15 protein-coding genes are annotated in these 12,942 nt (G+C 56.0%); 6 read left to right on the forward strand and 9 right to left on the reverse strand.

Annotated features, from left to right (window positions below; genetic code table 11):
* Positions 1–70 precede the first annotated feature (70 nt).
* Positions 71–2,212, forward strand: coding sequence for a phosphate acetyltransferase (gene pta, locus L3068_RS15780; RefSeq protein WP_014884644.1), 2,142 nt, complete (start codon positions 71–73; stop codon positions 2,210–2,212).
* Positions 2,213–2,327: 115 nt separating this feature from the next.
* On the opposite strand, the gene L3068_RS15785 is transcribed toward pta, so the two are convergent.
* From L3068_RS15785 to L3068_RS15805, 5 genes are all read right to left on the reverse strand, one after another.
* Complete coding sequence (locus tag L3068_RS15785) at positions 2,328–3,281, reverse strand: transketolase family protein (protein WP_032635980.1); 954 nt, start codon at positions 3,279–3,281, stop codon at positions 2,328–2,330.
* The gene (locus tag L3068_RS15790) at positions 3,274–4,104 is read right to left on the reverse strand and encodes a transketolase (RefSeq protein WP_023338574.1); all 831 of its coding nucleotides are present in this window, start codon (positions 4,102–4,104) and stop codon (positions 3,274–3,276) included. The genes L3068_RS15785 and L3068_RS15790 overlap by 8 nt, the downstream gene beginning before the upstream one ends.
* Positions 4,101–5,492, reverse strand: a complete 1,392-nt coding sequence (locus L3068_RS15795) for a PTS ascorbate transporter subunit IIC (protein WP_014884647.1) — start codon at positions 5,490–5,492, stop codon at positions 4,101–4,103. Before L3068_RS15795 ends, L3068_RS15790 begins: the two co-directional genes overlap by 4 nt.
* A 21-nt stretch (positions 5,493–5,513) precedes the next feature.
* Positions 5,514–5,786: a PTS sugar transporter subunit IIB gene (locus L3068_RS15800; protein WP_014884648.1), complete on the reverse strand. Its 273-nt coding sequence runs from the start codon at positions 5,784–5,786 to the stop codon at positions 5,514–5,516.
* 79 nt (positions 5,787–5,865) lie between these two features.
* Complete coding sequence (locus L3068_RS15805; RefSeq protein WP_014884649.1) at positions 5,866–6,309, reverse strand: PTS sugar transporter subunit IIA; 444 nt, start codon at positions 6,307–6,309, stop codon at positions 5,866–5,868.
* A 233-nt stretch (positions 6,310–6,542) separates the two neighbouring features.
* Here L3068_RS15805 and L3068_RS15810 point away from each other — a divergent pair, with 233 nt between their 5' ends.
* The gene (locus L3068_RS15810; protein ID WP_048997210.1) at positions 6,543–7,562 is read left to right on the forward strand and encodes a LacI family DNA-binding transcriptional regulator; all 1,020 of its coding nucleotides are present in this window, start codon (positions 6,543–6,545) and stop codon (positions 7,560–7,562) included.
* A 3-nt stretch (positions 7,563–7,565) separates the two neighbouring features.
* Here L3068_RS15810 and yfcD read toward each other — a convergent pair whose 3' ends face one another.
* Genes yfcD through yfcF form a run of 3 tightly spaced genes read right to left on the reverse strand, consistent with a single transcriptional unit; the run spans position 7,566 to position 9,440 of the window.
* Positions 7,566–8,132 (reverse strand): NUDIX hydrolase YfcD, encoded by a 567-nt coding sequence (yfcD, locus tag L3068_RS15815; RefSeq protein ID WP_006811396.1) that lies wholly within the window; start codon positions 8,130–8,132, stop codon positions 7,566–7,568.
* A 55-nt stretch (positions 8,133–8,187) separates the two neighbouring features.
* Complete coding sequence (gene yfcE, locus L3068_RS15820; RefSeq protein WP_014884651.1) at positions 8,188–8,739, reverse strand: phosphodiesterase; 552 nt, start codon at positions 8,737–8,739, stop codon at positions 8,188–8,190.
* 56 nt (positions 8,740–8,795) lie between these two features.
* Positions 8,796–9,440 carry a glutathione transferase gene (yfcF, locus tag L3068_RS15825; protein WP_117580790.1) on the reverse strand — a complete coding sequence of 215 codons (645 nt, stop codon included), beginning with the start codon at positions 9,438–9,440 and terminating at the stop codon, positions 8,796–8,798.
* Positions 9,441–9,581: 141 nt separating this feature from the next.
* On the opposite strand from yfcF, the gene yfcG reads away from it, so the two are divergent.
* From yfcG to L3068_RS15845, 4 genes are all read left to right on the forward strand, one after another.
* Positions 9,582–10,211 (forward strand): GSH-dependent disulfide bond oxidoreductase, encoded by a 630-nt coding sequence (yfcG, locus tag L3068_RS15830; RefSeq protein WP_058691113.1) that lies wholly within the window; start codon positions 9,582–9,584, stop codon positions 10,209–10,211.
* A 75-nt stretch (positions 10,212–10,286) separates the two neighbouring features.
* Complete coding sequence (gene folX / locus L3068_RS15835; RefSeq protein WP_023330977.1) at positions 10,287–10,655, forward strand: dihydroneopterin triphosphate 2'-epimerase; 369 nt, start codon at positions 10,287–10,289, stop codon at positions 10,653–10,655.
* 13 nt (positions 10,656–10,668) lie between these two features.
* A complete protein-coding gene (locus L3068_RS15840; RefSeq protein ID WP_023330978.1) occupies positions 10,669–11,562 on the forward strand; it encodes a TIGR01777 family oxidoreductase in 894 nt (297 codons plus the stop codon).
* A 44-nt stretch (positions 11,563–11,606) separates the two neighbouring features.
* Positions 11,607–12,116 (forward strand): GNAT family N-acetyltransferase, encoded by a 510-nt coding sequence (locus tag L3068_RS15845; protein ID WP_117580788.1) that lies wholly within the window; start codon positions 11,607–11,609, stop codon positions 12,114–12,116.
* A 45-nt stretch (positions 12,117–12,161) separates the two neighbouring features.
* On the opposite strand, the gene hisP is transcribed toward L3068_RS15845, so the two are convergent.
* Positions 12,162–12,935 (reverse strand): histidine ABC transporter ATP-binding protein HisP, encoded by a 774-nt coding sequence (gene hisP / locus L3068_RS15850; protein ID WP_014884660.1) that lies wholly within the window; start codon positions 12,933–12,935, stop codon positions 12,162–12,164.
* Positions 12,936–12,942 lie beyond the last annotated feature (7 nt).

Consider the following 12,942-nt stretch of genomic DNA (forward strand, 5'->3'; position numbering starts at 1 on the left):
ACCGCCAGCAATGCTGGCGGTGCTGTTTTGTAACCCGCCCCGTGTCGGCGGTAACGAAAGAGGATAAACCGTGTCCCGTACTATTATGCTGATCCCTACCGGAACCAGCGTCGGCCTGACCAGCGTCAGCCTTGGCGTAATCCGTGCTATGGAACGCAAAGGCGTTCGTCTGAGCGTCTTTAAGCCAATCGCCCAGCCTCGTGCCGGTGGCGATGCGCCTGACCAGACCACCACCATCGTTCGCAAAAACTCCAATCTGCCAGCAGCTGAACCGCTGAAGATGAGTCACGTTGAGTCGCTGCTCTCCAGCAACCAAAAAGACGTTTTGATGGAAGAGATCATCGCCAACTACCATGCAAATGCGCAGGACGCAGAAGTGGTGCTGGTTGAAGGTCTGGTCCCGACGCGCAAACACCAGTTTGCTCAGTCTCTGAACTTTGAAATCGCGAAAACCCTGAACGCAGAGATCGTTTTCGTCATGTCCCAGGGCACTGATACCCCGGAACAGCTGAACGAGCGTATCGAACTGACACGCAGCAGCTTCGGCGGCACGAAAAACACCAACATCACCGGCGTGATCGTGAACAAACTGAACGCCCCGGTTGACGATCAGGGCCGTACTCGCCCAGACCTGTCTGAGATCTTCGACGACTCTTCCAAAGCGAAGGTCATCAAAGTTGATCCGGCTAAACTGCAGGATTCCAGCCCGCTGCCTGTTCTCGGCGCGGTACCCTGGAGCTTCGATCTGATTGCCACCCGTGCAATCGATATGGCGCGTCACCTGAACGCGACCATCGTTAACGAAGGCGATATCAATACCCGCCGCGTGAAGTCCGTGACCTTCTGTGCGCGTAGCATTCCGCACATGCTGGAACACTTCCGCGCAGGTTCCCTGCTGGTAACGTCTGCCGATCGTCCTGACGTGCTGGTTGCAGCGTGTCTGGCGGCGATGAACGGCGTAGAGATCGGTGCCATCCTGCTGACCGGCGCTTACGAGATGGACCCACGCGTGAGCAAGCTGTGCGAACGCGCGTTTGCCACTGGCCTGCCGGTCTTCATGGTGAATACCAACACCTGGCAGACCTCCCTGAGCCTGCAGAGCTTCAACCTGGAAGTGCCGGTTGATGACCACGAGCGTATCGAGAAAGTTCAGGAATACGTTGCAGGTTACATCAACGCAGACTGGATCGAATCCCTGACCGCGACCTCCGAGCGCAGCCGCCGTCTGTCTCCTCCTGCATTCCGTTACCAGCTGACCGAGCTGGCGCGTAAAGCGGGCAAACGCGTTGTTCTGCCAGAAGGTGACGAGCCACGTACCGTTAAAGCGGCGGCTATCTGTGCAGAGCGCGGCATCGCGACCTGTGTGCTGCTGGGTAACCCGGATGAGATCAACCGCGTTGCGGCGTCTCAGGGCGTTGAGCTGGGTGCGGGCATCGAAATCGTTGACCCTGAAGTGGTTCGTGAAAGCTACGTTGCCCGTCTGGTTGAACTGCGTAAGAGCAAGGGCATGACCGAAGCCGTTGCGCGCGAGCAGCTGGAAGACAACGTGGTGCTGGGTACGCTGATGCTGGAGCAGGACGAAGTTGACGGTCTGGTTTCCGGTGCAGTTCACACCACCGCAAACACCATCCGTCCACCGCTGCAGCTGATCAAAACCGCACCGGGCAGTTCTCTGGTCTCCTCCGTGTTCTTCATGCTGCTGCCTGAACAGGTTTATGTTTACGGCGACTGCGCGATCAACCCGGATCCAACCGCAGAGCAGCTGGCTGAGATCGCTATTCAGTCCGCAGATTCCGCGACTGCCTTCGGCATCGAGCCGCGCGTTGCGATGCTCTCCTACTCCACCGGTACTTCTGGTGCAGGTAGCGACGTAGAGAAAGTGCGTGAAGCGACCCGTATTGCTCAGGAAAAACGTCCGGATCTGATGATCGACGGTCCGCTGCAGTACGACGCCGCCGTGATGGCTGACGTGGCAAAATCCAAAGCGCCGAACTCTCCGGTTGCAGGTCGCGCTACCGTGTTCATCTTCCCGGATCTGAACACCGGTAACACCACCTATAAAGCGGTACAGCGTTCAGCAGACCTGATCTCCATCGGGCCAATGCTGCAGGGTATGCGCAAACCTGTGAACGACCTGTCCCGTGGTGCACTGGTTGACGATATCGTCTATACCATCGCGCTGACGGCGATCCAGTCTTCGCAGCAGCAGTAATTGTAAGGTCTTGCCGGATGGCGCTTCGCTTATCCGGCCTACAGGACCGTAGGCCCGGTAAGCGCTAGCGCCACCGGGCAACAAAAAGGCGACCACAAAGGGTCGCCTTTTTTTATTACAGCAGCTCTCGCGCCGCCGACACGATGTCATGTGCCGTCAGGCCGTACTCCTTCTGCAGGAAGTCCTGCGTCCCCACCTGACCGTAACGCTCTTTCACCCCCACGCGTCGCATTGGCACCGGGCAGGTTTCCACCAGCACTTCCGCCACCGCCGAGCCAAGACCGTTGTGAATGCTGTGGTTTTCACAGGTCACGATGCGCCCGGTTTTCTCAGCGTAGTTTTTCACCAGCATACGGTCGATGGGCTTCAGGGTGAACATATCAATAACCGCTGCACTGACCCCCTCCTGCTCCAGCTGACGCGCCGCCTCCAGCGCTTCCGCTACCATAATGCCATTGGCGATAAGCGTAATATCGCTTCCCTCACGCAGCACGTTGCCTTTGCCGATGGTGAAGGTTGAGCCCGGCGCATACACGCTCGGGGCCTGCTTACGGATGGTGCGTACCCAGTAGAAGCCTTCCAGATCGATAAGCTGGCGCAGCACATCGTCAAACATCACCGCGTCGGTCACCTCCAGCACCACCGAGTGCGCCAGACCGCGCACGATGCCCATATCCTCGAACGACATATGCGTCCCGCCGTTGTGACAGGCCGTCACGCCAGCATCCGAGGCTATCACCTTCACGTTGTTACGCTGATAGTCCAGGGACATAAACAGCTGGTCGAAGCAGCGTCGGCTGGCAAACGCGGTGAACGTATGCACGAACGGTTTGCGACCGGTGAGCGACAGCCCGGCAGCTGTACCGATCACGTTGGCCTCCATGATGCCGCAGTTAATCACGTGCTGCGGATAATCGCGCGCCACGCCGTCCATCGCCATCGAACTCATCAGGTCCGCTTCCAGGGCGATAATCTCGCTTTCGGCCTCAATCTGCTTTGCCACGAAGCCCGCGTAGACCTTACGCATCTCAACGGCGTCTTTCTGTCCTGCCGGTGCAACCTTAATCATGTGAAGCCTCCAGTTGGCGAATCGTCTCGTTGAGGGCCGCTTTGCTCTCCGCGGTCAATCGCAGGTGGTGCGAATTGCTGAGCTGTTCCAGATACGGCACCCCCTGCCCTTTAATGCTGTCGAGGATCACCACCTGCGGGCGGGCGTCTTTCGCCGGCACGCGCGACGTCACGTCCAGCAGCGCCGGAATGTCGTCTCCCTTCACGGTCACCACGTCAAAACCAAAGGCACGAAATTTCCCTTCGAGGTCAAACGCGCAAATGATTTCATCCAGTTCGCCATCCAGCTGCTGTTTGTTCCAGTCGACGAATACCGTCAGATTGTTCAGACGATGGTGGGCAATAAACTGGAAGGCTTCCCAGCACTGTCCCTCGTTCAGCTCGCCGTCACCGACAATGCAGAAAACCCGATTCGGTCGCCCCGCGAGCTTGTGCGATAGCGCCATCCCGCCGGCAATGGAAATCCCCTGCCCCAGCGAACCGGTGGTCGCATCCACGCCGCGTGTTTTCAGGCGATCCGGATGGCTCGGCAGGCGCGTACCGTTCTGGTTCAGGGTGCTCAGTTCCTCCACCGGGAAGTAGCCCTTGATCGCCAGCGTGCTGTACAGCGCCGGGCCCGCATGGCCCTTTGACAGGACAAAATAATCTCGCTCTGGCCAGTCCGGATCCGCCGGGTCGATTTTCATCACCGCGCCGTACAGCACGGCCAGCGTTTCGACCACCGACATGCTGCCGCCGTAGTGTCCAAATCCGAGCTGCGTCAGCGATTTCAGCGTCTCAAGGCGAATCTGGCGCGCCAGCTCGGTTATCTCATTCTCATTCATGATTTGGCTCCGGTATTTTCCTGCGCGTTACCGCCCGCAGGTTTGTTTTTCGCAAACAGGTTGTAGGCCACCAGCAGCGCGAACAGCGCCACGACCAGCCCGGTGATGGCAAGCGGTGACAGGAAGCGCGCCAGGTTACCGAGCACAATCCCCACCGCGCCGAAATCGGCGTCCGAGAAGGTGGTGTTAGCAAAGCCAATCGCGCCCAGCACTGGCAGCAGCAGAACCGGCAGGAAGGTAATCAGCAGACCATTGGCGAAGGCGCCTATCATTGCCCCGCGACGTCCGCCGGTGGCATTACCGAACACGCCCGCCGTTGCACCGGTAAAGAAGTGCGGCACGACGCCCGGGAGGATCAGCACCCAGCTGAACTGCCCGCAGATGAACAACCCGACAATTCCCCCGAGGAAGCTGAACAGGAAGCCAATCAGCACGGCATTTGGCGCATAGGGGTAGACCACCGGGCAGTCCAGCGCGGGGCGTGCGTTCGGCACCAGTTTTTCAGAGAAGCCGGTAAAGGCCGGGACGATTTCCGCCAGAATCAGGCGCACGCCCTGCAGGATGATGAAAACGCCCGCCGCGAAGGTGATCGCCATGATAATGGCGTAAACCAGGTAGTTCTGACCGCCGCTGAAGGTGGCTTCGACGTACTCCCGCCCGGCGCTCACCGCCATGATCAGGTAGATAATCATCATCGTCAGGGAGATAGAGATCGAACTGTCGCGCAGGAAGCTCAGGTTCTTCGGCAGGTTCATCTCTTCGGTTGAACGAGAGCCTTTGCCGACCTTGCTGCCAATCCAGCCGGACAGCACGTAGCCCAGGGTGCCGAAGTGGCCGAAGGCGATCTCATCGTTACCGGTGATGCGCTTCATGTAACGCTGCGCAATGGCCGGGAAGAAAGCCATAATCAGGCCGAGGATCAGCGATCCGGTAAAGACCAGCCCTACCCCCTCAAAGCCCGCCACGGTGAGAATTACGCCAATCATGCACGCCATGTAAAACGTGTGGTGCCCGGTCAGGAAGATGTACTTCAGACGGGTAAAGCGCGCGACGATAATATTCGCCACCATCCCAAACGCCATTATCAGCGCGGTAGAGGCACCGTATTTTTCCAGCGCAATCGAAACAATCGCTTCATTATTGGGAATGATGCCCTGAATATTAAAGGCGTGCTCGAACATACCCCCCAATGGATTTAATGACCCCACTAGCACCGTGGCGCCACCGCCCAGCACAATAAAACCAAGAATCGTTTTAATGGTTCCCTTCACCACATCTGAAAACGCTTTTTTCTGCGCAACCAGACCGATCAAGGCAATTAATCCGACCAACACCGAAGGGACTTTTAAAATATCAACAACGAAATTCAGCGTTTCAAGGATAAACATATCCACCTCGCCTTATCAGGATTATTGTCTTTCGAACCAGGCGCGCAGTTGCGCTTCAAGTTCGTTGATATCAATGATGTTATTGATCACCACCAGTTGGCTTTCCGGTACGCTGGCGCTGGCGGCAATATCTTTTGCCATCACGAACAGGTCAGCCGCGCCCGGCGTGGCGGAGGAGAGATCGGAGTGTTCAACCTCGGCGTCAATTTCCAGCTTTTTGAGCACCTTTTTAATGTTCATTTCGACCATAAAACTGCTGCCCAGGCCAGACCCACAAATAGCCATGATTTTCATTGTTGTCCCCTTTTATGAGTAGAGCACGCCCCATCACGCTGGCGCGTAATGTTGTGAATAATCGGATTAAAGAATTAAATCAGAAGCGGTCAATAATGGTTTTAATGTCCTCCAGGGTATTCGCCTGATGTAATTTTTCCATATCTTCGTCGCTGGAAAATAACTCTGCCAGCGATGAGATCATCTCGATATGGCTATGTTTGTCCGGTGCCGCGAGCATAATAATGACATCGACAGGGTCAAACTCCCCGGCACCAAAAGAGACACCCTGTTTTAGTTTTAGTAATGACAACCCCAGTCCTTTGGCGCCTTCTTCCGGCCGCGCATGCGGCATGGCCAGCCCTGGTGCCAGCACATAATACGGTCCTAAAGCATGGTGCTGCTGAATGATTGCCGTCACGTATTCCGGTTCAATCACCTGCAGCTCCAGTAACGGTTTCGCGCATATCTCCAGCGCCTGAGGCCAGCTTTCAACGCTCTCCTGAAGTGTGATGGTTGTATCATATATCCACTTTTTGAGCACTTTTCACTCCGTCGTCACGCCAAAGATGAGCAAACTTTATTCAACCCATCAATCCTTGACTGCGATCCCGGTCACAAAGATAGCGCTACCAACGATTAACATGCAGAAGTGTGATAGCGCTATCAAAATGCCATCATCGTGTGAAATCACAGCAAAAAAAGGGATTTAAGGCGTATACTGCCTGTCACCTGGAGTGAAGGAAATAAGAACGCGTCTGGTCAGCAGGAAGGTGTATGTCTTTAACCCGAAAACGGCGCAGTACCGGAAAAGTCACGCTCGCGGATGTCGCACAGCTTGCCGGAGTTGGCACGATGACCGTCTCCCGTGCGCTCCGCACGCCGGAACAGGTTTCCGATAAACTGCGTGAAAAAATTGAAGCTGCGGTGCAGGAACTGGGTTATATGCCCAATCTCGCCGCCAGCGCACTGGCATCGGCGTCGTCATGGACGATCGCAATGGTTGTTCCTAATCTTTCCGAAGCTGGGTGTTCAGAGATGTTTGCCGGGCTACAGCAGGTGCTTCAGCCTGCCGGATACCAGATCATGCTGGCCGAGTCTCAGCATCGTCTTGAACAAGAGGAAAAGCTGCTGGAAACGCTACTGGCGTCAAATATTGCCGCCGCGATCCTGCTCAGCGTGGAGCATACCGACACCGTTCGCCACTGGCTGAAAAATGCCTCCATCCCGGTGATGGAGATGGGTGCTATGCGCGCCGACCCGATTGATATGAATATCGGGATTGATAACGTGGCGGCCATGTATGAGCTAACAGAAATGGTTATTAAGCGCGGCTACCAGAATATCGGCCTGCTGTGCGCCAACCAGGAACAGTGGATTTTCCAGCAGCATTTGCAGGGCTGGTACAAAGCGATGCTGCGCCATCATCTGTCGCCGAACCGGGTAATTAACGCCGCCATGCCGCCGAGCTTCTCGACCGGTGCGGCGCAGCTGCCTGAGTTTCTGCTGGCGTGGCCGGAGCTGGATGCGCTGGTATGCGTTTCAGACGAACTGGCCTGTGGTGTGCTGTATGAGTGTCAGCGTCGGCGAATCAAAGTGCCGGACGATCTTGCCGTCGTGGGCTTTGGGGATAGCGACGTCAGCCGCGTCTGTCAGCCGCCGCTGACGACCATGGCGGTACCGCATCGAAAGATTGGAATTGAGGCCGGGAAAGCGTTACTGGAACGTCTGAATGATGGAGACTGGCGCGACCATAAACCTATCGCGTCCAGCCTGTGTCTGCGGGAAAGCTGTTAAGGCTTATTCAGCCTCTTCCTCTTTTTCCGCTTTATTTTCCGGCTTAGCGGATTCGTTTTTGGCGTTGCGGGTCATCCATAGCGCCAGTGCTTTTAACGAATCCGGCGTGAACTCGTCGCAACGCGCGGTAATCTCTTCCGGCGTCATCCAGCAGACTTCGCTCACTTCTTCTTCCTGCAGGGCGAAAGGCCCGTGGGAAACGCAGCTAAACAGTCCGCCCCAGACGCGGCAATGTTCGTCTTCGAAATAGAACTGCCCATGTTCAGCAAATGGCACACCGGCAATCCCTAACTCTTCTTCCGCTTCACGACGCGCGGAATCCAGCAGCACTTCATCGGCCTGCACGACACCACCCGCTGTGGCATCCAGCATACCTGGGAGAAAATCTTTCGTATCCGTGCGACGCTGAACCAGAATCTTGCCCATGCCGTCATGCACAACAATGTAGGTTGCACGGTGACGCAGACGCTCTGCACGCATTTGTTCGCGGCTGGCCTGCGCGATCACTTCATTTTCTTCGCTGACAATGTCAACCCATTCAGTACTTGCCAAATGATTCTGCTCCACCATCGGGAAACCTTCTCGTCTAAGCGCTCTTTCGGCGCGTTTGCAGTTGGGGTGTAACTTACGGATTAATCGCTACCTGCGCAATAACTTGCTGATCATTAAGTGCGATTACGCTCAGGGTATTTCCATCCAGCATGCCATAGCTCGCAGGATATCCGCCTTTGGGTATGCTGACCGACCCCGGGTTAACGTGATAAATTTCACCGCGTTTTTCAGCCACCGGAATATGAGTATGACCGTAAACCAGGACATCGCCAGCCGCGAGTGCCGGGAGATTATCCGGGCCGAAAAGGTGCCCGTGGGTCAGGAACAGGCGGCTGTTTTCCAGCAGTACCTGTTGCCACGGAGCGGTAAGGGGAAAGTGCAGTAGCATCTGGTCGACTTCGCTGTCGCAGTTACCGCGCACGGCAATGATGCGCGAGGCAAACGGATTAAGCTTCTCCGCGACCTGCGCAGGGGCATAGCCTTCTGGCAGCGCATTGCGCGGGCCATGGTTTAACACATCCCCCAGAATCACCAGCCATTGCGCGCCGCTTTGCGCAAACAGAGAAAGCACGCGCTCGGTCGCGGGCAGCGATCCATGGATATCCGACGCAAACATCAATTTCATTCGTCTCTCCCTCGGAAAACTCACTGCCCTTATCATACCTGAAGCGTCAGGGCTTATCAGCCCGCGCGCTTAGCGGAGAGTGCCACATAGCGCTGCACAGAGGCGCGCTGCCACTGGAACGCTGCATAATCCACCAGCAGCTGAGGGACTTCATCGCCGTTGAGGATCAGGCGGTTCAGCATCAGCGCCAGGTCGGTATCGGCAATGCACCATTCACCAAACAGGTTCGGATTGCCGTGCGCGAGAAGCGACGTGGCCGTTTCAATCAGTTTTTGGGCGCTGTGCGTACCTTCCGCGCTCAGAGCTGGCTTTTTCACCCCGGCAAACACGACATCTGTCGAGCGCTCTACACGAATCGGCACCAGGTCGCTACGTAGCCACGCCTGGATCTGCCGCGCACGGGCGCATTTTTGCAGATCGTGAGGATAGATCCGTTCCCACTCGGGCGGCGCAAAACGATCTTCCAGGTATTCATCGATCGCTGATGATTCGCTCAGCGCAAAGCCGTCAACCTCCAGCACCGGCACGCGTCGGGTGAGATCGTAACCCTGCCACTGCGGTTTGAGATGTTCCCCGCCGTCGAGATCAACGGTCTTCAGCGTAAAAGTAAGCCCTTTTTCAGCCAGCGCAACGTACACGCTCATGACATAGGGGGAAAAGAAATTCGCATCGGACCACAACGTGATTAGGGGCTGGTTCATAACATCCTCATCGGCTGATCGGTTTTTTACTCAACATATAATCTCTTTGCCCCGCTGTCACTTGATGAAAACTCACGATTTACAACAATTACCTATACTCAGTTGTCGTGGCACTACTATTCGCATGGACAGGAGTTGAGAATGATTGACCTTTATTACGCCCCTACCCCAAACGGCCATAAGATCACCCTCTTTCTCGAAGAAGCCGAACTGGATTACAGAATCATTCGCGTGGATATCAGCAAAGGTGAACAGTTCAGTCCTCTCTTTCTGGCTATCTCGCCGAACAATAAAATTCCGGCCATTATTGACAATCAGCCGGCCGACGGAGGAAGACCGTTGAGCCTGTTTGAATCCGGCGAAATTTTGCTCTATCTGGCGGAGAAAACCGGCAAACTCCTGAGCGGGGAGCTGCGTGAACGTCACCATACCTTGCAATGGCTCTTCTGGCAGACGAGCGGACTTGGGCCCATGCTGGGACAGAATCACCATTTTACCGCTTACGCCCCGCAGCCCATCCCTTATGCGATAGAACGCTATCAGGTGGAGACGCAACGTCTGTATGGCGTGCTAAACCAGCGGCTGGAAAAAACGCCGTGGCTTGGGGGAGATCATTACAGCATTGCCGATATCGCCTGCTGGCCGTGGGTGAATACCCATGAAAAACACCGGATTGATCTCGCGTCCTACCCGGCGGTGAACAACTGGTTTGAACGTATCCGTACCCGCCCGGCCACCGAACGCGCACTGCAAAAAATCCAGCAGATTTAACCTTATAGGAGGCTGTGTGCCTGCAAGCCTCTCATGTATTATGGGCGGCAATTACTGACACGGAGAAGACCTGCAATGTCACAGCCAGACGCTATTATTCGTATAAAAAATTTACGCTTGCGTACCTTCATCGGTATCAAAGAGGAAGAGATTGCCAACCGTCAGGATATTGTCATTAATGTGGTTATTCACTATCCCGCCGACAAAGCGCGGGCCAGCGAAGACATCAATGACGCGCTGAACTATCGCACGATAACCAAAAACATCATTCAGTACGTGGAGAACAACCGCTTCTCTCTGCTGGAGAAATTAACTCAGGATGTGCTCGATATCGCACGCGATCATCACTGGGTCACTTATGCTGAAGTAGAGATCGATAAACTTCACGCCCTGCGCTACGCCGACTCCGTCTCTATGACGTTAAGCTGGCGACGCCAGGGATAAACCTGGAGGTTGTATGAAGATTTTGCTGACCGGCGGTACGGGCCTGATTGGTCGCCATCTCATTGCGCGTCTTCAGGCGCTGCATCATGACATCACCGTGGTGACGCGCAGCCCGGAAAAAGCGCGTCAGGTGCTCGGCGCAGGCGTCGACATCTGGAAAGGGCTGGCTGAGCAGCAGAATCTGGACGGCTTTGATGCCGTCATCAACCTCGCGGGTGAACCCATTGCCGATAAGCGCTGGACCGAAGAGCAGAAACAGCGGCTCTGCAGCAGCCGCTGGAACATCACCGAGAAGCTGGTTGAGCTGATTCGCAACAGCCACACGCCGCCGTCGGTGCTGATTTCGGGCTCAGCGACGGGCTATTACGGCGATCTTGGCGAAGTGGTGGTGACCGAGGAAGAGCCGCCCCACAACGAATTTACCCATAAACTCTGTGCCCAGTGGGAACGCATCGCCTGTGCGGCGCAAAGCGATCGTACCCGCGTCTGCCTGCTGCGTACCGGTGTGGTACTGGCGCCGAACGGCGGTATTTTGGGCAAAATGCTCCCGCCTTTTAAGCTGGGACTCGGTGGACCGATTGGCAACGGCCGTCAGTATCTGGCGTGGATCCATATCGACGATATGGTCAACGGCATTCTCTGGCTGCTGGATAACGATTTGCGCGGACCGTTTAATATGGTCGCGCCATATCCGGTGCGTAATGAACAGTTTGCTCACGCACTGGGGCACGCCCTGCACCGCCCGGCGATATTGCGCGTACCTGCCACGGTGATCCGCCTGATGATGGGTGAAGCGTCCGTGCTGGTATTAGGCGGACAACGGGCGCTACCCAAACGGCTGGAAGCGGCGGGGTTCGCGTTCCGCTGGTATGACTTAGAAGAGGCGCTGGGGGATGTGGTGCGGTGAATATGTTACAGTTGTACGCCATGTTCCGATGAAATGGCGTAACAATGGCAACCATCACCACTCCCCGGCTTCATCTCACTCCTTTCGAACCCACCGACTGGGCCTTCTTCCGCTCGCTGCGTGAAAACCGCGACATCATGCGCTATATGTCCACCATCGCGCCGGAAAAAGAGACCCGACGCGTGTTTGCCGCGCGCCTGATGGCCGAGCATGTTTTCGTGATCCGTTTTCGGGATGAGGAGACCCCGCTTGGCGATATTGGCCTGCAAATCAGCCCGGCGAATCATGAAGAGGCAGATATCGGCTATACGGTTGTGCCTGCTGCGCAGGGGAAAGGTATTGCCAGCGAGGCGCTGCGCGCGGTGTGTGATTACGCCTTTAACCAGACCGGCGTGAAGGCCATTAACGCGTTTGTGCTGGCGGATAACGGCGGGTCGGTGCGCGTTCTGGAGAAAGCCGGGTTTGTGCGTACGCAGGTACTGGAAAAGGCATATGAAATTAATGGGGTGCGGTATGACGACTGGGTCTATCGGCTGGAGTGTGGTGCGGTCTGATGCCCTCATCCCAACCCTCTCCCACGGGGAGAGGGAAAACCCCCGTTATTTCAGGGAGCCTTTCAGGAACTGCTGCAGACGCGGGCTTTGCGGATTCGCTAAGACGTCGTCCGGATGGCCCTGCTCTTCAATTTTGCCCTGATGCAGGAAGATGACGTGGTTAGAAACGTTACGGGCAAAGCCCATCTCGTGCGTCACCACCACCATCGTTTTGCCCTCTTCGGCCAGCTTCTGCATGATGCGCAGCACTTCGCCAACGAGTTCAGGATCCAGCGCTGAGGTCGGTTCATCGAACAGCAGCACTTCGGGTTCCATCGCCAGCGCGCGGGCGATGGAGACACGTTGCTGCTGACCGCCGGAGAGGTGCACCGGATATTTCATCTGCTGACGCTCGTCGATACCCACTTTCGCCAGGTATTTCACCGCGCGCTCGCGGGCTTCCTGTTTGCTCAGGCCCAGCACCTGAATCGGCGCTTCCATCACGTTCTCCAGCACCGTCATATGGCTCCAGAGGTTGAAGTGCTGGAACACCATGGTCAGACGCGTGCGCAGCAGGCGCAGCTGATTCTTATCCGCCACCTTCAGTTGGCCGTCTTTATCGCGTATCAGATTAATATTCTGCCCGCTCACCACAATCGAGCCTTCACTCGGTTTTTCGAGGAAGTTAATGCAGCGCAGGAAGGTACTTTTACCCGAGCCGGATGAGCCGATGATACTGATTACGTCGCCTGCATTCGCCTGCAGCGACACCCCTTTCAGCACTTCATGTTCGCCGTAGCGTTTGTGCAAATCAATAACGTTTAATTTGTTCTCAGCCATCATTTTT

The organism is Enterobacter cloacae complex sp. ECL414 (assembly GCF_021869685.1).
GTDB classification, from domain to species: domain Bacteria; phylum Pseudomonadota; class Gammaproteobacteria; order Enterobacterales; family Enterobacteriaceae; genus Enterobacter; species Enterobacter kobei.